The sequence below is a fragment of the Desulfitobacterium sp. genome (assembly GCF_034927245.1).
GTDB lineage: Bacteria > Bacillota > Desulfitobacteriia > Desulfitobacteriales > Desulfitobacteriaceae > Desulfitobacterium_A.
Genome location: NZ_JAYFQK010000015.1, coordinates 19,668 through 40,204, shown reverse-complemented (window position 1 = coordinate 40,204; position 20,537 = coordinate 19,668). Strand labels below are relative to the sequence as shown.

Annotated in this window: 25 protein-coding genes; 4 read left to right on the top strand and 21 right to left on the bottom strand. The window is 43.6% G+C overall.

The genetic code is table 11. The features are described 5' to 3' along the window. Positions 1-294: 294 nt before the first annotated feature. Positions 295-729, top strand: coding sequence for a hypothetical protein (locus tag VB077_RS04540; RefSeq protein WP_323414031.1), 435 nt, complete (start codon positions 295-297; stop codon positions 727-729). A gap of 57 nt (positions 730-786) precedes the next feature. Here the strand turns inward: VB077_RS04540 and VB077_RS04535 are convergent, their stop codons facing one another. After that, the gene (locus VB077_RS04535) at positions 787-1,533 is read right to left on the bottom strand and encodes a DUF4367 domain-containing protein (RefSeq protein ID WP_323414030.1); all 747 of its coding nucleotides are present in this window, start codon (positions 1,531-1,533) and stop codon (positions 787-789) included. Further along, on the bottom strand, positions 1,520-2,047 hold the full coding sequence (locus VB077_RS04530) for a sigma-70 family RNA polymerase sigma factor (protein ID WP_323414029.1): 528 nt from the start codon (positions 2,045-2,047) through the stop codon (positions 1,520-1,522). Before VB077_RS04530 ends, VB077_RS04535 begins: the two co-directional genes overlap by 14 nt. 299 nt (positions 2,048-2,346) lie before the next feature. On the opposite strand from VB077_RS04530, the gene VB077_RS16570 reads away from it, so the two are divergent. Beyond that, positions 2,347-2,610 carry a LytTR family DNA-binding domain-containing protein gene (locus VB077_RS16570; protein ID WP_416337030.1) on the top strand — a complete coding sequence of 88 codons (264 nt, stop codon included), beginning with the start codon at positions 2,347-2,349 and terminating at the stop codon, positions 2,608-2,610. A gap of 549 nt (positions 2,611-3,159) precedes the next feature. Here VB077_RS16570 and VB077_RS04525 read toward each other — a convergent pair. The 3 genes from VB077_RS04525 to selA all read right to left on the bottom strand — a co-directional run bounded on the left by VB077_RS04525 (position 3,160) and on the right by selA (position 6,826). After that, positions 3,160-3,774, bottom strand: a complete 615-nt coding sequence (locus VB077_RS04525; protein WP_323414028.1) for a hypothetical protein — start codon at positions 3,772-3,774, stop codon at positions 3,160-3,162. 440 nt (positions 3,775-4,214) lie between these two features. Further along, a complete protein-coding gene (gene selD, locus VB077_RS04520; RefSeq protein ID WP_323414027.1) occupies positions 4,215-5,282 on the bottom strand; it encodes a selenide, water dikinase SelD in 1,068 nt (355 codons plus the stop codon). A gap of 125 nt (positions 5,283-5,407) precedes the next feature. Then, positions 5,408-6,826 carry an L-seryl-tRNA(Sec) selenium transferase gene (gene selA / locus VB077_RS04515; protein WP_416337029.1) on the bottom strand — a complete coding sequence of 473 codons (1,419 nt, stop codon included), beginning with the start codon at positions 6,824-6,826 and terminating at the stop codon, positions 5,408-5,410. A 140-nt stretch (positions 6,827-6,966) separates the two neighbouring features. Here selA and VB077_RS04510 point away from each other — a divergent pair, with 140 nt between their 5' ends. Next, the gene (locus VB077_RS04510; protein WP_323414025.1) at positions 6,967-7,164 is read left to right on the top strand and encodes a hypothetical protein; all 198 of its coding nucleotides are present in this window, start codon (positions 6,967-6,969) and stop codon (positions 7,162-7,164) included. 126 nt (positions 7,165-7,290) lie between these two features. Here the strand turns inward: VB077_RS04510 and VB077_RS04505 are convergent, their stop codons facing one another. From VB077_RS04505 to VB077_RS04490, 4 genes are all read right to left on the bottom strand, one after another. After that, positions 7,291-7,866 carry an adaptor protein MecA gene (locus VB077_RS04505; protein WP_323414024.1) on the bottom strand — a complete coding sequence of 192 codons (576 nt, stop codon included), beginning with the start codon at positions 7,864-7,866 and terminating at the stop codon, positions 7,291-7,293. 126 nt (positions 7,867-7,992) lie between these two features. Continuing rightward, positions 7,993-9,096, bottom strand: a complete 1,104-nt coding sequence (locus tag VB077_RS04500) for a DUF362 domain-containing protein (RefSeq protein ID WP_323414023.1) — start codon at positions 9,094-9,096, stop codon at positions 7,993-7,995. 16 nt (positions 9,097-9,112) lie between these two features. Then, a complete protein-coding gene (locus VB077_RS04495; RefSeq protein ID WP_323414022.1) occupies positions 9,113-9,556 on the bottom strand; it encodes a hypothetical protein in 444 nt (147 codons plus the stop codon). A 59-nt stretch (positions 9,557-9,615) separates the two neighbouring features. Then, complete coding sequence (locus tag VB077_RS04490) at positions 9,616-10,335, bottom strand: DUF5714 domain-containing protein (protein ID WP_323414021.1); 720 nt, start codon at positions 10,333-10,335, stop codon at positions 9,616-9,618. A 258-nt stretch (positions 10,336-10,593) separates the two neighbouring features. Between VB077_RS04490 and VB077_RS04485 the strand changes: the two genes are divergently transcribed. After that, the gene (locus tag VB077_RS04485) at positions 10,594-11,823 is read left to right on the top strand and encodes an ATP-binding protein (RefSeq protein WP_323414020.1); all 1,230 of its coding nucleotides are present in this window, start codon (positions 10,594-10,596) and stop codon (positions 11,821-11,823) included. A 72-nt stretch (positions 11,824-11,895) separates the two neighbouring features. On the opposite strand, the gene VB077_RS04480 is transcribed toward VB077_RS04485, so the two are convergent. From VB077_RS04480 to VB077_RS04425, 12 genes are all read right to left on the bottom strand, one after another. Then, complete coding sequence (locus VB077_RS04480; RefSeq protein ID WP_323414019.1) at positions 11,896-12,585, bottom strand: lytic transglycosylase domain-containing protein; 690 nt, start codon at positions 12,583-12,585, stop codon at positions 11,896-11,898. A gap of 23 nt (positions 12,586-12,608) precedes the next feature. After that, complete coding sequence (locus tag VB077_RS04475; protein ID WP_323414018.1) at positions 12,609-13,070, bottom strand: chemotaxis protein CheW; 462 nt, start codon at positions 13,068-13,070, stop codon at positions 12,609-12,611. 62 nt (positions 13,071-13,132) lie between these two features. Further along, positions 13,133-13,891, bottom strand: a complete 759-nt coding sequence (locus tag VB077_RS04470) for a flagellar hook-basal body protein (RefSeq protein ID WP_323414017.1) — start codon at positions 13,889-13,891, stop codon at positions 13,133-13,135. 36 nt (positions 13,892-13,927) lie between these two features. Beyond that, positions 13,928-14,332 (bottom strand): flagellar basal body rod protein FlgB, encoded by a 405-nt coding sequence (gene flgB, locus VB077_RS04465; protein ID WP_323414016.1) that lies wholly within the window; start codon positions 14,330-14,332, stop codon positions 13,928-13,930. Between the two features lie 6 nt (positions 14,333-14,338). Further along, positions 14,339-15,139, bottom strand: a complete 801-nt coding sequence (locus tag VB077_RS04460) for a flagellar hook basal-body protein (protein WP_323414015.1) — start codon at positions 15,137-15,139, stop codon at positions 14,339-14,341. Positions 15,140-15,197: 58 nt separating this feature from the next. Then, complete coding sequence (locus tag VB077_RS04455) at positions 15,198-16,025, bottom strand: flagellar hook-basal body complex protein (protein ID WP_323414014.1); 828 nt, start codon at positions 16,023-16,025, stop codon at positions 15,198-15,200. 22 nt (positions 16,026-16,047) lie between these two features. Further along, complete coding sequence (locus VB077_RS04450; protein WP_323414013.1) at positions 16,048-16,551, bottom strand: flagellar hook capping FlgD N-terminal domain-containing protein; 504 nt, start codon at positions 16,549-16,551, stop codon at positions 16,048-16,050. Positions 16,552-16,560: 9 nt separating this feature from the next. Then, positions 16,561-18,225, bottom strand: a complete 1,665-nt coding sequence (locus VB077_RS04445; RefSeq protein ID WP_323414012.1) for a flagellar hook-length control protein FliK — start codon at positions 18,223-18,225, stop codon at positions 16,561-16,563. A 73-nt stretch (positions 18,226-18,298) separates the two neighbouring features. Then, on the bottom strand, positions 18,299-19,048 hold the full coding sequence (locus VB077_RS04440) for a FliA/WhiG family RNA polymerase sigma factor (RefSeq protein ID WP_323414034.1): 750 nt from the start codon (positions 19,046-19,048) through the stop codon (positions 18,299-18,301). Positions 19,049-19,076: 28 nt separating this feature from the next. Continuing rightward, on the bottom strand, positions 19,077-19,460 hold the full coding sequence (locus VB077_RS04435) for a hypothetical protein (protein WP_323414011.1): 384 nt from the start codon (positions 19,458-19,460) through the stop codon (positions 19,077-19,079). 1 nt (position 19,461) lies between these two features. Continuing rightward, a complete protein-coding gene (locus VB077_RS04430; RefSeq protein ID WP_323414010.1) occupies positions 19,462-19,944 on the bottom strand; it encodes a chemotaxis protein CheD in 483 nt (160 codons plus the stop codon). Beyond that, positions 19,941-20,537 (bottom strand): chemotaxis protein CheC, encoded by a 597-nt coding sequence (locus tag VB077_RS04425; RefSeq protein ID WP_323414009.1) that lies wholly within the window; start codon positions 20,535-20,537, stop codon positions 19,941-19,943. Before VB077_RS04425 ends, VB077_RS04430 begins: the two co-directional genes overlap by 4 nt.

The window sequence follows — 20,537 nt, the reverse complement described above, 5'->3', positions numbered from 1 at the left end:
CTCTTGGGTCAACGTTCCTTTGGACTCAAGTAGGAATAATCATCTGGTTGTATACACCAATAAAGTAAATTTAATCAAGCCTATTCTTCAATAAATTTTTTATTGACAAACCATGATCTAACTTAATGCAACGCTACTGACCTCGTTTATACTTTATGTTAAAGTAATATTGGAATAAAAAGAATTTATCTTCCTAAAAGCATGATGAACGAACTTCTATCTGCTAGATATTTTGTAACCTTTTGGCTTAAAAAATACTCTATTTATAAATAACACAAAAAGGAGAGATTAAACATGAAGCATCGCAGATTTGTTCCCATCCTTGCACTGGTCTTTCTTATATTTTTTGTCTCGAATGCCCTAGGTGCTACAACGTCATCTGGCAAAATGGGGACTGTAACTCCTAACATTTATCAAACTATCATTGGTGGAGAATGTTCTATAACTGATTACGGAAACGGAAACATAAATATCTCCGGTGATACGTCGACAGCTTATGCAGTAACTCAAATAGGAGTTACTCTACATCTCCAGTATTTATCCGGAGGAAATTGGTACACACTCAATACTTATACCTATACTAAAAACAACTCTTCATACGTTTCCGGAGGTCGTTCCCTATCCGTTTCTAAGGGCTACTATTATCGCGTAGCAGCAGATCATACTTCCTTATATGGTGATATTAACGAAAAAGGGATCTCTTATTCAGAAGCATTATATATTCAGTAGGGTCTTTCCGATTAAAATGCCACAGCAATGAGTTACCTCATGATACTGTGGCATTTTTTAGTTGATCGATTCTGCAATTTTAGTTATTTCTGTTTGGTCTAGTGTTCCTTTTAATTGAAGGATAAGCCCCCGAATTTGCCAATCCATAGTTGTAAGCCCAGTTTTATTAATTAAAAGGGTCGCCGGAGTTCCATTAATCATTACATCCTTAACAACCGTGTCATCTGTATCATATAAGTTTCCTCTGGAAGAGGCTATTCCACCGCTTCTTTGCGTAAACACGATAACATTATCTTGATAAACATATTCCATCATAATCGATTTTTCATTACCGAGGTCAGTTAAAACAATTCTATTTAGTTTAGAACCGGGTGGAGTATAATTTGGGACTGCAAGTTTAGAGGGGATTGCTGCTTGGGCTTCTTGTAGAGTGACTTCTTTATCTGAATTAGACCCTAGATCCTGTACGGCTGGGACACCCTGAGATGATGATGGATTTCGGTACGTGTCCGTTTTATTTACTGTGGTTTTACCAACCATATGATTGAAAAAGGAAAAAATCTTTACGCCAAATGCGTTCACATCTTTTGCTTGATTTAAGCTAAAAAAACCGACTGCAGTTATAAAAATAGCAGCACAAGCAATCCACTTAATATTTAAATGCTTTTCTTTATGAGTATCTTCTTGTAATTCATTTTTTATCTTTTCCCATTGGGATTCAAAAGAGGGTACATTGATATTGGATGCTTCTTTTTCTATTTGGTCCCGAATAACATTCTCGATTGGTTCATCATATATTACCATTCGAGCCACCCCCAAAGTCTTCATTGTCTTTACTTAATAGAATTCTAAAACTGACCTTAGCGCGATGTAACCTTACTTTTGCATTAGATAAGCTAATATCTAAAAACTTTGCGATTTGTTCTAATGACAAGTCTGCATAATACTTTAAATATAAAATTTCACTTTCGTTAGCCTTTAATTGCTTTAACGTAGTTTGGACTTCGTCCTTGAGGTAAAATTGAGAATCGTCAGCAGCTAAGCTGAACTCAATTTCCGTAAGCGGAATAACTTTATGTTTGGACCGATTAATGAGAACCTTCTTTGCTTCGTTTAATGCTATTGTAATTACCCATGAATGAAATTTATCTTTATCCTTTAATTGATCGAGCTTCCTAAATGCAATTACAAAGGCTTGTTGAACTGCGTCTTCAGTAATTTGTTGGTTTTTTGTATATAGATAAACCGCCCTATAAACCCTATCATAGTTATTCTTACATAAGATTTCGAACAGATCTAGCGAAGTCTGATTTATCATGCTATCCCTCCTACATATAGAAATTCTTCAGCATGATAAAAAAGCCCTGCTAAAAGCAAAGGATTCTTCCCCCTTTTCCCCAATTTTTGTTTATTCTTCAAATAATAACGTAACTTTATTGATTTTAAAAGTATCTAACTTGAGAAGGGAGGCTGAAACTATTTGATTTGAATGGAGTAACTATGGTTAATAAGGATTATGTAAATTAGACTGGGGGTGATGATTGCTGTGGAGATGTTCTTTGCAAAGAATGAAGATTATTTGCAAGCGATTGAGGTTAATGACGTTTATTTTTTACCGTGGAAAATGGTAAAGTTATTGCCGTTTTAAAAAACAGGCGATTGCAATTATCAACCTCCTTATTTCTGGTCAACGAATTACTGGGAAAAAGAGAAACTTTTTTTAGATGCCACAAGAGCTATATTGTCAATCTTAGCAAGATTGAGAAAATCAGTCGGTACCATAACAAAACATATAACATTCAGTTCGGAGGTATTAAGGAACAGGCATACATCACCGAAGCAAATCTACGGATTCTAAAAGAGAGGTTCCTGGCTCTTTAAAACGAAAATATGACCGCTGCGCATAGGTAAGAAGACCTGTGCTTTAGTTTGCGCCTCTGTATGTTTCAAAAGTTTGCAAGAGAAAGAATGATTTGGTAAAATAATTGTATGAAAAAGTGTTCATATCCTTTTTGGTTGTAAATCCAATAAATATTGTTTTGATAGGAGTGGGGTAAATTTTTTATTTAAAAGAACTTATTAAAGATATATTATTTTTTATTTTGTTAAATATAGTTTTGATATTTTTTCTAAAAAATTCGGTTTCACTCTCTATTATTATTTCATCGATTACTTGCGTGATTTGTTTTATTAGTAATTTTAGAAAGTATAATAATGCTAAAAAATAATATAGAGAAGTGAAACGCATTTATATACGGAGCTGTAAACAATGCACCTAAATATAGTTAATAAATTGTGAAAATGAAATAGCTCTCTATGGCAAGATTAGTTATCTATCATAGAGAGCTATTTTTTATGGTTGAAAAAGAATTTCAATGGGCGAAGGAAAAAGATAATTGTTGATTCAATGCTCAAAGGATAACATCGTGGTTAAAACCAAGGTGTTAATATGGAACCATACTGTGTTGTCACAGTTACATCTCCACCCGTCCAGTCTGAATTGGGTGATGTTCTTTGAGTTTTTTGAATTTCATATTTTGGGATAATATTGCCATTTCCATCGAATGTTGGAGGTCCATACTCTCTCCATTGATAACTATGATAATAATATTCCGTTTCTTGGTCGATCCCATTCATATAGGTTGTTCCAAAGGCACCAGCCGCAATGCTTGCTAAAGTTGCTGCATTGGAACACCGACCCGTCAAAAATGTAAACATAGCAGTATTAAATGCATTTCTGGTCGATGCTCGGAGTAACTGACTAGTCGCTAAATTCCATTGCGAATTGGGTACCCAAGGAGTCGGATATGACGTTGCTGCGGCATTTATCAGGGTTGTATCCCCCGATGCAGTTTTTACTTCCTTCAACAGGGTTGTCTCACCCGATATAGTTTTTACTTCCACCAAATTCGGCTCTACCATATCTGTTTGTGCTAGTGTTGAAGAAGTTTCAGGTGTTGTCGGTGTTGCTGTAGCAGCAGACACAGGCGATAAAGTGCTGAAAAGAAGCATTAACGCCAAAAGAAATACTGAGATCTTTTTCATACTTTTCCCTCTCTTCCTTAAACTTAACATCTTGATTCGATCCTCCTTTCCTAATTTATTTCAGGTCCTATGAATAGAATAAACTCTGTAAAATATTATTGTTAAATTTTGGGCTGAAATGGAATCAAGTTACGCCAATCCTTCCGAATAGCAAGATAACCCTGATTAAAAGTAGAATTACATTTATAAAAAGCAGTTTTACCTATATATAAGCCCCCCTTTTTCTGTTAAGAGAAAATGCACATTTAACTATGGAGATCAATTTACTAGAAATTATTTAGGCGACTTCCCTTCCCCATATAATCCAACTTGCCATAAAATCTAACAGACCCGTTAAGGAAGATGTTACTGCAGAATTTAAAGCAACATCAGTTTCCTAATACTCCAAAATAAAAAGGCTTTCATGTGCAAAGCCTTTTTATCAAAAAAAATCATGTCTCCTATTTTATTGCTACCTTGATTAACCCCGGTTCACCCGAATCCACTCGACCAATCACGGCAGATGATAAAGTCTTGCGTTTCCGAAGCGCCTCAAGCAAAAGCTCTAAACGTTCCTCAGGCACGGAGATCAACAACCCCCCCGAGGTTTGGGCATCACATAAAACAATCCGCAATTTCTCAGATACCCGGCTGTCAAATATCACCTTGTCGGAGAGATATGCTTGATTGGCGAGAGAACCGCCGGGAATTGCCTTTTTCTTCAGACAATCCCAAGTCGCTTCAAGGACAGGAATATTTTGAGTTTGAAGTTGGGCCTGCATTCCGCTGCCCTTCATCATTTCATGAAGGTGCCCCAGTAAACCAAAACCGGTAATATCCGTAATCGAGCTGACCCCAACCTCAATTGCCGCTTCCGAAGCTGATTTATTCAGCTCGGACATCACACGGATGGCCTCTTGTTCCCCCTCTTCAGAGACCATGCCGTGTTTGATCCCTGTCGTAATAATCCCTATTCCTAACGGCTTCGTAAGCACCAGATAATCACCCGCTTGGGCTTTTGCATTTGACAATACCTTCTGAGGATGAACAACTCCGGTAACCGATAGCCCGTATTTGGGTTCTTGGTCGTCGATGGAATGTCCCCCCAGCAAAACCGCTCCGGCTTCTTTGATTTTATCGTAACCCCCCTGTAGGATTTGGGCAAGAATGGAAGAATCTAATTTTTTGATGGGGAAAGCAACCAGGTTCATTGCCGTCAACGGTTTTGCCCCCATCGCATAGATATCACTTAAAGCATTGGCTGCCGCAATCATCCCAAATGAGTAGGGATCATCGACAATCGGGGTAAAGAAATCTGCGGTTTGAACAATGGCCTGTTCTTCATTGAGTTTATAAACCCCGGCATCATCGTTCGTATCAATACCCACGATCAAATCAGCATCCTCAACATTCCTTGGTATATGGCGCAAAACTTGCGCCAGGTCCGCAGGACCAATTTTACAGCCTCAGCCCGCTTTCGTCGAATATTGGGTCAGGCGGATTTTATCTCGAGCATTTCCCAGCATCATCTCTTTCGTCCTCCTTCTAGTTGTCGATGAATAAGTTTTTGTTATAATTTCTTATAATCAATAAATTATATATCGCTTTCGTAATTCTTTCAAGTTTGAGGACTTTCTCATTTTTACTGACTATTTCATCCTTGCGGACTTTTCCATTGACCAAGAATGTTCATGATTTCCTCGCGATCCCCCGCTAACAACGTTCGTGGATCAAAAAGAATCCAGTCTTTTTTAATCCGCGTTAAAATCGGTACACTAAATGTGCGCAAAAATGCTTCCAACTCCTCCACGGTTCCCTCTTGCGGCTGTACCCCGCAAACCCATGTCGGCAATTCCTCAGTTGGGAAAGCACCGCCGCCTACCTGAGAAAAATCAGCTTGCACTTCCGCTTTAAATTGGGCAAGCTCCTCAATTCCGTTTTTCAAAAGCTCTGCCTCGGCGCGCAGCTCTGTTTCAGGTTTGGAAAGCATTCTCCAGACCGGTATTTTATCCGTCTCCCCACGTTCATAAAGGCGTAAGGTTCCTTCCAATGCGGCTAAGGTCAGCTTGTCGATGCGCAAAGCCCGAGTCAGTTGATTCTTCTTTAATTTCTCAATGAGTTCACGCTTACCGACAATTATGCCCGCCTGCGGACCCCCTAGCAGTTTATCCCCGCTGAATGTGACCAGACTTATCCCCGCCTGCACAGACTGCGCAATGGTCGGTTCCGGATAAAAGCCCAAAGATGTGCCATCCTTAAAACTTCCGCTTCCTAAATCCTCGACCACGGGCAGCCTATATTTTTGACCCAGTTCCGCAAGCTCTTGACCTGAAACGGAATGCGTAAATCCTTCGATTCGGTAATTGCTGGTATGAGCCTTAAACAGCATCCCCGTTTCCGGTCGAATCGCTTCTTCATAGTCCTGTAACCATGTTCGATTGGTCGCGCCTACTTCCACAAGCTGTGCTCCGCCGGCCTTCAACACCTCGGGAATTCGAAACGACCCTCCGATTTCTACGAGTTCACCCCGTGACACAATCACTTCCTGATTTAGGGCAAAGGTATTTACAACGAGAAGAACGGCAGCCGCATTATTGTTAACAACCATTGCCGCTTCCGCACCCGATAGTTCACAGAGCAGTTTTTCTACATGAACATAACGTGAGCCTCGCTCACCCGTCTGAACATTGAGTTCCAGGTTACTATAACGCTGCGCCTGCTGTGCAACAAATTCGGCGACTTCCGGCGCAAGCAGAGCCCTGCCGCAGTTGGTATGCAGGACAACCCCGGTAGCATTGATGATTCGCTTCAGGCTTGTCTTTTGATTGCGAAGATTCTCGCGCACAACCCGAAGTATCCAAGGCCATAGTTCACTCTCTTCGAGATCCTCGTCTTGTCCCATTAAAATCTGATGGCGCGCTTTTTGGACGCTCTCTCGAATCACTTGAGTTAAACGACGTTTATCCCCATCATTCGTCAAAAACTCAGTGAATTCTTCCATCGTTTCCAAGCGTGCTTGAACCTCATGAACTGCGGGTAAGGCTCGTAATAAGGCCTTTGTTCTTTCCAACAATAAACACTCCTCAATATGTAATGAGCAACTCCGACTTTTTTTCTCCTTGCCCAACCGCACTCTTTTTAAGATTTCGACATTGGGTTTGTCTTATGATAAAGGAAAGGTTGCTCTTTAATGCTAGACAGGAGGTATCGCCCATGTATTCGCATCATTTAAACCAAGATCACACTTTGCAAAAGTCCGGTGTCGTTCTCCTCTTTAAACCTAAACATACTCAGGAACAGCCCCAAGCCTGTATTTTTTGCGGAGAAACACTCCATCTTCAAACCTTTAAAGGAAAAATTGTTTGCTCCGATTGTTTACAAGATATTCCTGCTATTTTCGTCTGTGGTTAACATAATTATACAGAAGTTCTAGGGGAAAAGAAACTTCTGGAAATACAGAAAATAGGGATGCCTTAGTTGAAGTTCAATTCTTCAACTAAGGCATCCCTTTCTTTTGGTTCCTATTCAGTTACACTGTTAAAATGTTTCTTTCATGATTTGGACAGCACGCTCCGCCATGATGACTTTACCATGTTCTTGAAGGAACACCTTGGCGATATCAACGATTTCGCCATATTCATCAAGGAGAGCCTCAGCATATTGTTTTTTCTTGCCTGACCCTAGATGGCTTACTGCCAAATAATATTCCCCTTCAAATTCATAAAGGCTGGACCATAATCGTGGAAAATCAGGAAACCGTTTAACTGCAGCTAAAACATCTTCAAAATCTTCGAATACATATATCCATTCAAGAACTTTTGAACGGGTTGGACGTTTTTTGTCTTTTTCTTTAGCCGGGGTTTCAATTGATTCCTCTTGCCTCATGACGGTAATGACAAATTCATCGTTTGAGGCCGCACTTGCCTGAATCCAAAAGGGTTGGTCAAGGTTAAACTCCACTTCTTCCCTTGCCTGCGTGATCAATTCCCAAAATAGCTGCTCGGATTTTGCCGAGCGCTGGAATAAGTCGGCCATCGTAATATCACGGTCAGCAAGTTCTGTAAAGGAGATGAAGATGCGGATCGTACTCTCATTAACCTTTTGTATGCGCATAATCTCCACCTCTCCTTCCCTAATCTATCATTATTTTATTCCTATAATATCATATTACAACTCGTCTTTGTTGCTAAAAAGATCTTTTTTAATGTTTATTAATTTTTTAAAAGTATTAATTTTCGTCTAATCTAAAGAAATGAGCGAATATTTTCGGGTTCCTAAACCAATTTGTTCACCATAAGCTAGCTGAACCGACCAGTCTACTTCCGGATGGAGGACCCGGAACTTATCCGTTTCATTATAGTGATCCCCTAAAAAAGAATGCGGATTGCCCTGGGCTTGGTTCACAAGATCTACAGCCGCCTGATCAATCGCAACCGGATCAGTCGAGGCTAAGATTCCAATATCCTGGACAATCGGAATATCGTTCCAGGACGAACAGTCACAGAGGGGAGAAACGTTATTAATAAATGTAATGAAGCCGGCTTTGCCTTCTTTCCCCTTCAAAACTCCGGCCGTGTATTCGGCAATTTTCTCCTGAATCACATCCGGCTGCGTCTTCCAGTTCACCTTGATTGCTTTATGGGGACATGTCACTGTACATTCCCCACAGCCGATACATTCTTCATGATTGATATGGGCTTTTTCTTCAACTGTGATTGCCTGAGCCGGACACCACAACTTACATTTTCCACAGCCAATACAATTTTCCTCGATAACCGTCGGCAGCAAATCCGAATGCTGCTGCTGTTTACCGGCCCGACTGCCAAGTCCCATACCCAGGTTTTTCAATGTTCCTCCAAAGCCCGTAGCTTCGTGTCCTTTAAAATGGGTCATGGCAATCAAAGCATCGGCATGCACTGCCGCACTTCCGATTTTTACCTCTTTAAAGTGTTTCAAACCGACCGGAACTGACACATAGTCTTTCCCATTTAGGCCGTCGGCAATCATCAAAGGTGCCCCGATGACTGAATAATCAAATCCATTCTCAATCGCAGTTTCTAAATGGTCCACTGCATTCGAACGTGAGCCCACATAAAGGGTATTAGCATCCGTTAGGAAAGGGCGTCCTCCCTTCTTTTTAACCTGATCCACAACCCGTCGTACGTACTGAGGACGGATATAGGCTAGGTTCCCCCGCTCCCCAAAATGCAATTTTATGGCAACTAAATCCTTAGGTGCAATTCCCTCTAAGATCTTTGAACGGCTTACGAGTTTTTCAAGCTTGGTCAGCAGACTTTGTCCGTTTTTGATCTGGAAGTTCGTAAAAAATACTTCCGCACTCATATGTCACACCCCTTAATCAATTATTTGGCAGAACTTCACACTGATAAACTTCCATACGATTCGGCAGGGCCTTTAGGCTTATCTGATCACCCACCTCAAGAGTTTTATAGGTTCGATAATCTACGAAAAGGCTGAGTGAATGCGTTTCCTCTTGTATCTGAAGGCTATAAGGATTCTCTTGGCTATGGGTCAAAGATTTCCCGATAAGTTCCCCTTGAATTTCCTTCGGGTGAGCAAACCAGTCCGGATTAGCCTGGCCGAACATCAATAGATAAGCTGCAATAATACCCATCCAAAATCCAATTTTAAAAATAAGAAGCAGCCTTCCCCATTTCTTATACCGTTTAAGATCCTGTATGACTTTGGCAACCAGACGAGCCAGGATAAAGATAATAACGAGACTCGTCAAGACAAACTCCGGCCAGGTGATCTTAAAAAGGTAGCTATAATAATCCAGCATTTTTCACTCCTGAACCTACTTCTCTTTTAGAATTATTATAGGATGTTATTCAGAAAGGGTCAACGCGGAAAGTATGGGCATTCAGCCTGAATACATTGCTTATTGCGCCAAAAATCCTTACATACCGGAACCTGATGGGCCTCTTCCGGGAAGTGAACAACGTCGCTTCGTTCAAGAATTTCCATAGCCTTAAGTAAACTTGAATAGGTGCTTCGCTTGCAACACCGAGGGCCTCCATAAGCACCCACACTTTGTAAGACCTCGCCCGTATCACGGTTCGTCTGTCCCCAAATTTCCTTGCTCAAAGAAGTCAGCCCACGAACAATACTCAGGGCAATTCCTGTCCCGATCGCGGCCCCGCACGCCCCCCAGCTTCCGCAGCTGCCGCCGGGAACCTGCTTAGCACGAATCCAAGCGTTTTGCATTTGGGTCTCAGTAATATTCATTCCTAGATTCTTAAGGGTAGTTAATAATACCATCGGGATCATCAAATGATGCTCCGGGCCATGCATTTGAAAAACCGGGGCAGCCATAATTTCACGAGCAAGCTCAATGGGATTCGTAGAAGAGCTTCCTTCTAGAACAGCTTTAATAATTTGACTCGAATCCGCGCGGTGACACTCATCGCAGATATAATGGCCCCGCGCACAGGAAATCGTACTCGTAAATTCTTTTTGACAAATGGTGCAGCGATGCGTTTCTGCCTTTTCCGAATAAATAAGTTCCTCGCCGCAGATCATACATCCTTCGGTATGTTTATGTTCTAAATCGATCAGCATCTCTTTAAAATCCTCCCTATCTGCCTTATATCCCCGGTAGAATACCGCTATCATTGTTTTGTCTAAAGCGTCATTTTCATCCTTTATCCGATGGCTAATCGTTATACCCCGTACGGGTAATCTTTTTTCCTAGTATATCATGATCTCCGCAGATTACAAAGACGTTTTGGCTGGGACCCTGTTGATTACTCCTTTGATGCGCGGCTATAATAATATTATAGGTAATTTTAGCCGAAATCTTTGATTGGCAGGTGCACTATGAAATATATTAAAAGACATATGGAAGATGTCGTGCAGAGGCTGAGCAAGTCCTGGCCGGCGATTTTGCTGACAGGCCCGCGTCAGGCGGGCAAAACAACCATGCTTCGAAGGCTCTCCGAAAAAGAGAATATCGGGCGTGAGTATGTATCGCTGGATGACTTGACTATCCGCGAAATGGCCAAAAACGATCCAAAAATGTTTCTGCAGCTGCACAAGCCTCCGGTGTTGATCGATGAGATTCAGTATGCGCCGGAGCTCTTCACCTATATTAAAATTCATATTGATGAGCATCACAATCCCGGCGACTTCTGGCTGACCGGCTCACAAGTTTTCCGTCTGATGCGCGGCGTGCAGGAATCACTGGCCGGGCGCGTTGCCCTGCTGCATATGTCTCCTCTGTCGCAAAGAGAAATAATCGGCGCGGACTGCGTTCCGTTTACCACCGATTTTGATACACTGGCTGCCGAAAGCAAAAAGGTTCAGCCGGTCACCACGCCGGAGCTTTACAAGCGCATCTGGCATGGTTCCATGCCGGGGCTTGTCAGCGGCGAATATCCCGACCGCGGCATCTACTATTCTTCCTATCTTTCCACCTACGTCGAACGGGACGTCCGTGATCTTTCCGGCACAGTTGACGCATTGAAATTTGTAAAATTTTTCACCGCAGCTGCCGCACGCACAGCGCAGCTTGTAAATTATAAGGCGATTGCCGATGATGCCGACATCGACCAGATTACAGCCAAAGCGTGGATCAATATTCTTGAAACCCTGGGCATTGTGTTCTTGCTGCATCCCTATTCCAATAACGTGCTGAAACGTACCATCAAGACACCGAAGCTGTATTTTTACGATACCGGTCTTGTCTGCTATCTGACCAAATGGTCGTCGCCGGAAGTCGCCGAAAGCGGCGCTATGAGCGGCGCACTGCTCGAAAACTTTGCGGTTTCCGAGATCACGAAGGGCTATCAGAACGCCGGACAAGAACCGTTCCTGCATTATTACCGAGACCGCGATGCCAAGGAAATCGATGTCATCATCGAAGGCGACGGCAAGCTCTGTCCGCTTGAAATTAAAAAAAACGCCACCCCGGATAAACGCATTATCCGCACTTTCAACGTGATTGATAAGTCGTCACTAAAGCTCGGCACCGGCGCAGTGCTATGCATGTCCGACCGGTTTGGCGCGTTTGACACGAACCATCTGATCGTGCCGATTTGGATGATCTAAAGATAAAAAAATAAAAACCAGTACAAACGTACCGGTTAGCTTCATCGTATTAAGTTTTTATGTTTCGGAAGTCTATGCTTCAGCGTCAAATTTTCCGATGGCGTTCATTATCTTATGGACATAATTTTGGGTTTCCTGATAAGGGGGAATCCCCTGATATTTCTCCACTGCTCCCGGTCCCGCATTATAGGCGGCCAGCGCCAGCGGAACATTTCCATGAAATTGATTGAGCATATCCCGCAGAAAATGCGTCCCGCCGTCCAGATTTTGGGCGGGATCCATGGGGTTGCTGACCCCGTAAGATTGCGCTGTTCCCGGCATCAGCTGCATCAAGCCCATCGCCCCGGCCGGTGAAACCGCACTTGGATTTAAGCCCGATTCTGCAATTACAACCTGCCGAATCAGGTTTGAATCCACGCCGTACTTCTGCCCGACTTGGGCGATTAAATTTTCAATATCCGAATTTCCCGCACCACTCATTGGATGCATTTGTTGATTCACATTATAACTTTGATTGTTTTGATTAAGGGCTTGGTACCTTTGATAGCCGAGCGATCCGGAACCCATCCCGGCACTCAAAGCTTTCAGAAGATCATTCGAATCTATGTTATTATCCTGACCTGCCAGTGCTGACTGGAGTACAGTTGCAAACAGAAGTGCTTGTGATGAATCTAACGTTGACGAACTCGTTTCGGAATTCGTCTGCCAAGCCTGATTCATATTTTGAAGCTGGAAAAGAAGGAGCATTTCTGCCACATTCATGATTATTAACTTCTCCTTTCCCTTTACTCTAATTGACGGAGCTGCTGAAGTTCGTCCTTATCGAGAACCTTTTCCGGAATGATGCACATAATAATGCGATCAGGCAAATTCACAATTCCCCCGATGAAAGGTGCTGTAACCAGCTGAGGAGGCTCGGCAATTCCCTCGAGAACACTAACCTCCCGAACCTGATCCACCGAAAATCCTACAACTTTTCCGTCGACCTCAGTAATCAAAGCCAGTTTATAGTCTGCATTGGTATCTCCTTTAGCAGAAACTAAAGTCTCATCCTTGGCAATTCCAAATCGGGAATGCAGATCAATGAGAGGAATAGCGGACCCCCGAATATTGATCAGCCCCATGACATAAGACGGAGCCTGGGGAATCGGACGGATATTTTCAAGGCGCGTAATTTCACGTACAACTTCGATTGGTATAGCATATTCCTCTTTACCGAGTGAAAAAATGACCATTTGCTTTCCCATCGAAACCACTTCCTATCTTCGAATTCACATATGCCTCTTGAGAATTATCATTATACCTATATTTAGATTCTCCCTACTTCATTAACGGCTTTATCCAGTGTCGAATCCTGAGTCTGAATCACCTTTTGATTGGCCTCATAGGCTTTGAATACCGTAATCATCTTCGTCATTTGTCCCGGAATATCTACATTTGAGGCTTCGATGGCACCCTGACGCATTTGTACATTACCCATATCCACGTTCACGATTTGTGCAGGCTGCGATGAAGAATATAACGACTGACCTTCCCGTACTAGCGCTTCCGCAGGAATTTGCACCACTCTTAAATGGTCGATCACTTGATCTTGATCAGATACTGTACCGTCTGTGCTGACCATAAATGAGTTGCTTAGCGGCCCGATCGGCCCGTTTTCTCCGAGAACCGGGTATCCATCCGCGGTTTGTAATATGCCGTTCGTATTAAGCTGGAAACGGCCATTCCGTGTATAACGTTCCCCATCGGGAGTCTGAACCGCAAAGAAGCCTGGAGATGTTAAGGCCAAATCCGTAGCCAAATCGGTCGTCTCGATTGCCCCTTGAACATTTAAGCGGGCAATACTGTCCACAACGACCCCGGTCCCCATACTCCCGATCATGGCGTTTTCGGGCTGTCCGTTGGCAAGCCCTGTTCTCTCCATTAACATCTCCGGGAAAGCTTTCACTATGCCATCTTCTTCCTTGTAACCGGGTGTCCTGACATTCGCTATGTTATCCCCGATAATTTCACTTTGGGTTTGTGTTGCCAACATACCTGCTGCCCCAGTGTATAGCCCTCGAATCATATTCTCACGCCTTCCCTATTCAGAACCCTCTGCTCGTTACCTTGCATCGATAGCCGTTCGCAAGAATCCGAGTTCATTCGATATTGCCTGTGTCATAGAATTGTAATACAAGCCGTTTTCCGCAACATCAGCCATTTCCTTGTCAATATCAACATTGTTTCCGTCATTTCTTAGTGTTGTCGAGTTATCTTTTACCACGCCCGATCGAACACTCCCTTGAACACCTTGAATATGTTGAGGAGAAGTTACTTTTAAAGGAAGATTGGCTGGAGGTTCACCCAGCGCCTCACCAAGGATTTGCTGAAAATCGACATCTGAGCGCTTGAAGTTAGGGGTATCCACATTTGCAACATTGTTAGACAGAACTTTTTGCCTCAAGCTTGATGCATCTAACCCCGTTTCCATCAGCGCCATTATTGGACTATCTAACCAACCTGACATCTTTGACTACCTCCTTAGGGAATTCGCTATACTCCACATCTCGTCACCATATGATACCATGCGGGAATTCATCTGATAAGCCCTTTGCACCTGAATCATATCCGTCATATTGGCTGCCAAGTCAACATTGGAAGCTTCCAGGGCTTTAGTCTGCAGGCTTGCCGTACCTTCTGTCCCCGGGCTTACGAGTTGGGGCTCGCCGGAGGTCGGGGATACCCCATATAAATTAGATCCTAGTTTCAATAGTCCTTCTTGATTAGGAAACAAAGCAAGCGCAACCTGACCAAAGGACATTCTCTCCCCATCGACCATGGCTGTTACCGTTCCGTTGCTGTCAATCTCAAGCCCTTCAGTCAGTAAAAGGTTCCCTTTCGGCATTTCATTGCCCCCTTCATCGACTAAGGTCACGAGATTTCCATTACTATCACATAAGTTGCCGTCCGCATCAACTTGAAAATTTCCATCCCTGGTATAAGCCTTTTCGCCATTGGCTGTCGTTACTTCAAAAAAGCCGGAACCATTAATGGCCACATCCAGCGGACGATCCGTTGTCTTGACCGCCCCCTGTTTAAAATCCGTACCAATGCCATTATAAAGCACTCCTGCACCCATGCTCAGGCTTTTTCCTACCGGTTGACCATTCATGGTTACATTAGCAGAACGCATTTCCGTTGCCAGAGTCTCCGCAAAATTAGTGTGGTTTGCTTTAAAACCGGTCGTATTGACATTAGCCATATTATCCCCGTCGACATCTAAAGCCACCTGTTGTGCCCGAATGCCGCCGGCTGCAGTACCCAGTAAACGCATATTTTACCTCCAAATAAGGCTGGAAAAGGAACGTCGTTTACACGTCCCTTTAGCTTAGCTAACCCCGTTTAAGATCGATAAGTTCCTGTAAAAGCGTATCAGATACAGTGATAACACGAGAGTTTGCTTGGAAACCCCGTTGAGCAGTAATCATGTCTGTGAATTCTTCGGAGAGGTCGACATTGGACATTTCTACTGTATTAGAAATTAATTTTGTTCCTGCCGGATACGAACCATCTGTGGCTCCTTCTCCATATCTTTTTACAGTCCCTGAGTTGTTTGATTCTACATAAAAACTCCCGCCTTGATTCATTAACCCCGCAGGATTTGGAAATGTCGCAATCTGAATATTCATATCCGTTATTTTTTCGGACGTGCCATCTTTTTTAATGCCTGTAATCACACCCGTCTTATCAACGGTAAAACTAGTATAAACATCAGGATCAATTTTAATTGTACCCGTGTTATTCGCTGCAACGACCTTAGCCCCGGAAGCCGGCTCAACCAAGTTTCCAGCAGAATCCTTAGAAAATGCACCGGAACGAGTATACAGCCGATCTGTCCCATTCGTCGTCAAAACAAAGAAACCTTCTCCTTGAATCATCAAATCCTCGGGTTTTCCTGTGGACTGCATGCTGCCTTGGGTCATAATCTGATCAATGGATCTCAGTGAAGCTCCTAAACCAACTTGCATCGGGTTAGTCCCCCCTAAAGTTGCTCCAGCTGAGGATGCCCCTTGCAATGTCTGACTAAGCATTGTCGAGAATGTTACTCTGCTCTTTTTATAACCCGTAGTATTGACATTGGCAATGTTATTGCCGATAACATCCATTTTTACCTGGTGATTTTTCAGCCCCGAGATGGCCGAATAAAGCGAACGCATCATAATAGTTAGCCTCCATCTATTTTTAATATAAAGTCGGAGTATTGGGTGATTTATTCGATACAGGTTCAGTGACATCCGTGATTTGATTCATTTCTAAGGTTTTAAAGGTCCCGTCCCCTTGTAAAAGCTTGAGCTGAGGATTACCGTCAAGCCATTGGACAGAATCCACAATACCGGAAACAGTCCCGCCTTTCGCATCCATACCGCTGACCTGTTTTCCGATTAAAGCTGCCCCTTGCGTAAGAAGTGATTGCTGAAAAAAGCTTATCATATTTGTATTCAAATTCTTCAGCGTCGCAACTGAGTTATTCATTTGCTCCAAAGTACTAAACTGAGCCAACTGAGCAATAAAATCCTTATTATCCATCGGTTCTAATGGATTTTGATTGCTTAGTTCGGTCGTAAGCAAATGGAGGAAGTCTTCCTGATTCAAGGTTTTATCAACCGCTGAAGAGACAGCTTTGCCAGTCTTATCCTGAGTGCTTGCGGTTGCAGTTGCGCCTGCGGTTGCATTTACATTACTCATATTTTCCTCCTAAGCCGTAACATTGATTCGATAATCTTGACCAAGCTCTTGTCCCGAAGTCCCGGAGGATGAAATTTCGCCGCGAATTTCATCAATATTAAGTCCGTCTTCCGTTGCTTGTTGGTTCTGATTATTCAATCGTGGTGTAAACGTTTGGTTTCGGCCCCGGTTAAAATTCGGATTAGAATCGGCAAAACCCATCTCCATCATGCCGCATTGAATCCCCGCTTGAGACAGGGACTGCCGCAATTCCGGAAAATTACTCTGCAGAACCTGTCCTGTCGCGGCTTCAGATGCATGCATCCGGAGATGAACCTGACCATTATCCAATGCAACAGAAATTGAAATTTGCCCAAGCTCTGCCGGGTGAAGTTGAATATTCATTCTATGAACATTAGGAAGTTGATTGAGCAGCTTTCCTTGCAGCTGCTGAGCAACTTGCTGCCATATCGGTGAATTTGAGGAAACCGCCGTTCTGTTTCCCACTTCAGCCACCGAATTCAATACTGAATTCGAAAAGCTAATATTTCCTTGATTTGAATTTATGCTTTCCGTTCCGTTATCCTTAGAAATCATAGCCTTTCCATTTTCATTACTTGAAAGGTTCTGTTTCTCTTTCCCGGTATCCGTCCGGCCTGTTTGCTCACCCGTATTTATCTTTAGGGGAAGGGCTTCTATAGGAGGTTTCTCTGCTTGAACTCCCTTCTCTAGGGGTAAGTCTTGGGTCGAGCGAAGCGTGGGTTCCGCTTTTTCGCCGTTCGGATTAGCATTTACAGCAACCTCAGGACTAAGTGCCGATTCCGTATTATAAGTATTCGTCTTACCGGATAAGTCTGTCTCACCGGTTATGTCTGTCTCATTCGATAAGACTGTCATTGTATGACTAAAACCGTTGGTTTGAAGTTCATTCCGTATATTATTGGGTATAGAACTCTGTGCAGGAGTCGTTCCTTGTTTTTGCATCATCGTCCATGGCATTGATTCAGGTTGAACATCCTTGGGCTGAATCGGATTCTGTACCTGAGTTTCGGTCTGAATCTGTGGCTGAAGCCGATCTTTATTTTGAACCAGAAGATTTCGTAATAATTGTTCGGTATTCTCAGATGGGTTTAAATTCAGTTCCTGACTTAATTGGGAAAGAAGTCCTTGAACTTCTGCCGGTTTAACCGCAACCTCGCTGATCTCCCCGGACATTTCCTGTAATAGCTGTGTAATCAATACTCTATATTGATCCAACTCCGATAACGGCAATTTTACCGTTTGAAGCTGCTCTGATCCTATCCCTGAATCAGCAGCATCTCCGAAAAGGTTTTCTTGGGAAAAAAGTTTGGTCATTTCCGGACCGAAAGAATTCACCGGGAAATCTTTCACCGGTTCGTTTTGCCCGCCGACGGACTCCAAATTAAGCCCGGCAGCCGTCCGTAATGTACCAAGCATACCCTCTAATCCCTGAATACCTGTTTGTCCGGAATTGGCCTCCTTGCCTGCCGGATCACTGTTGCTCTGAAAGCCAGAGTCCTGTCCTTGTCCCATCGCTTGAGCTATCCAGCCGCTGAACAACGCCGCAAATTCCAATGCCGCACTGTCCCCGCCGAAATTCTCTCCCTTGGCAATGGACCCCCCTTTAACCGTGGGCGTCACACTGCCGCTGACAAGAACATTGATTTCTGACATGGCACCACCTCCAAATTGACTCTATTTGTTATATCGTAAAAACCTGTCTAAAACTTAAGGTTTAATTATCTAACTAAAAGAGATTCTTCTTCTGCCGGCTTAAGCGTCCTCTTAAACGCAGAATGGCCTGAGAATGCAGCTGAGAAATACGGGACTCGGAAAGATTCATCACCGCCGCAATTTCTTTAAGCGTTAAATCTTCCTGATAGTATAACGCCACAACCATTTTCTCCTTTTCAGGGAGCTTTTCGATCGCCTTGGCGAGAATTTGGTGTTGTTCCTCTATTTCAACATCCTGATAAGCCTCCTGAGCCTGGGGATCCTTTAACATGCTTATGGGAGACAAATTTTCGCCATCTTCCCCATCCGCCAGCTCATCAAGTGAGCTAAGGTTCAGCATTTGGCCCTGCCGGATAGCCCCTTCGAGTTCACGTACATCCATCTTTAAGTAAGCGGCGACCTCTTCAACTTCAGCAGGCCGTCCCAAAGTCGCTTCGACTAGAGCAAAGGCGTCCTGAATATGTTTGACTTTTTGGCGGGCGGAATGCGGTACCCAATCCATCGTCCGCAACCCATCAATCATTGCCCCGCGAATTCTTAAATTAGCATAGGTCTCAAACTTAACCCCGCGCGCTAAATCAAATCGTTCTAAGGCATCGAGCAGACCAAAAACGCCATACCCGATCAAGTCATCTTCATCGACATGTTGGGGAAGGGAAATAGCAAGTCGGCCGGCGATTCGTTTAACCAAAGGCAAATATTTCTCAATCTGCTCAATCTTCCAGGGACCGCGTGTTGCGGCTCCTTCATAAGGATTGGTTATCACGTTAATGACCTCCTTTGCTCATGGCTTACTCACCCCAGCCCATGCGGCGTACCATATCCGCTTGCTGTTCGGCATCGGGCAGCCCTTCGGATAAATCAGCATTGACTTGACCTGCTATGGGGGGGTCCATCTCATCCTCTCCCACAGCCACATCGAATAAGGCGCCACGGGTCCCGTTTAATTCATCCTCAACCCGGTTATCCGGCGGAACATCATCACCGGGAGGAGCCGCTTTTTCGAACCAATACAGACTTCCATAACTGAGTCCGTATATTAACAAATAGGATAAGATAATACGAATCATTATCCGTAAAAAGCCGACCTTTGTCACCCAACTAAGGATTCCCACCACAAGAGCCGTTCCGAGTGCTAACCGCCAAGCCCAAATTCTTAAGGTTTCTTTATCCAAATTAAATCACCTTTTCGCCGTGGTTAATCGTCCGAACTTTTAAATCGCCTGTACCTACATCAAAATGAATCGTCCGTCCAAAACTTCCTCCCACATCGGCAATAAGCAGGGGTATCCCTAAGCGTTTCAATTCCACCTCGACCGCTTCCGCGTTACGATCCCCGATCTTTAGAACTGTGGTTTTCCCCGGAAAAGAAAACATCTGCGCTCCACCCGCAATTTTAGCGCGCAAACGCATTTTTTTAGCGCCTAAGTGAAGAATTTCCTGTACCAACAATTCGACAGCAGTATCCGCATACTTTGCCTGATTCACCCCGGGATTTCCATTAGACGAAGGCAGCATAATATGGACCATCCCGCCTACTTTTTCCACGGGATCATGTATACAGATTCCAATACACGAACCAAGACCGGCCGTCATTAAAATATCCGGAGTTCTCGACGTTTTATAATCGGCCATACCCACTGTGATCACATTGCTCATACTCCCAAAGCTCCCAACAGTTTCTTCATCGAACCATCATTCGGAAGAAATATAAATTGTCCCTCAATTTCCGGTATTCCTGTCATTTGTGTATCTATAAACAAAACATTGTCATCGAGCACACCCTCTTCCAGCATAATGCCGTCCAAAATTGCCCCCACCATGTCCACTGCAAGTGCCGGGACTGAAGGCTGTAAAGGTATCCCCGAAAAACTGGTCAGAGCCATTAAAAAGGAGCTGACCATGATATTGCCGACTTCTTTGAGTGCAGATTGAACCAATTCATCTGCGAAGAGATCTAAGGGCTGATCGGTTCCGAGCAAGGCTTGCACGACAATTTGCGCACTTTCCAGAGGAAAGAAAAAGACGGCTTTGCCCTCAGCCCCTCCCTCGACTTTAACATAGACTACAGCTTGGGGAGAATCTAACTGACCCACAATGGTTTCAATATTTTCATACGGGACAACCCAAACTTCCGGAACAGACATGTCGATCCGCCGCTGCAAAAGAGAGGACAATGCGGTTGCAGCATGTCCGGAGCCGATATTCCCAATCTCACGTAAAGCATCCAATTGAAGTTGTGATATTTCCAT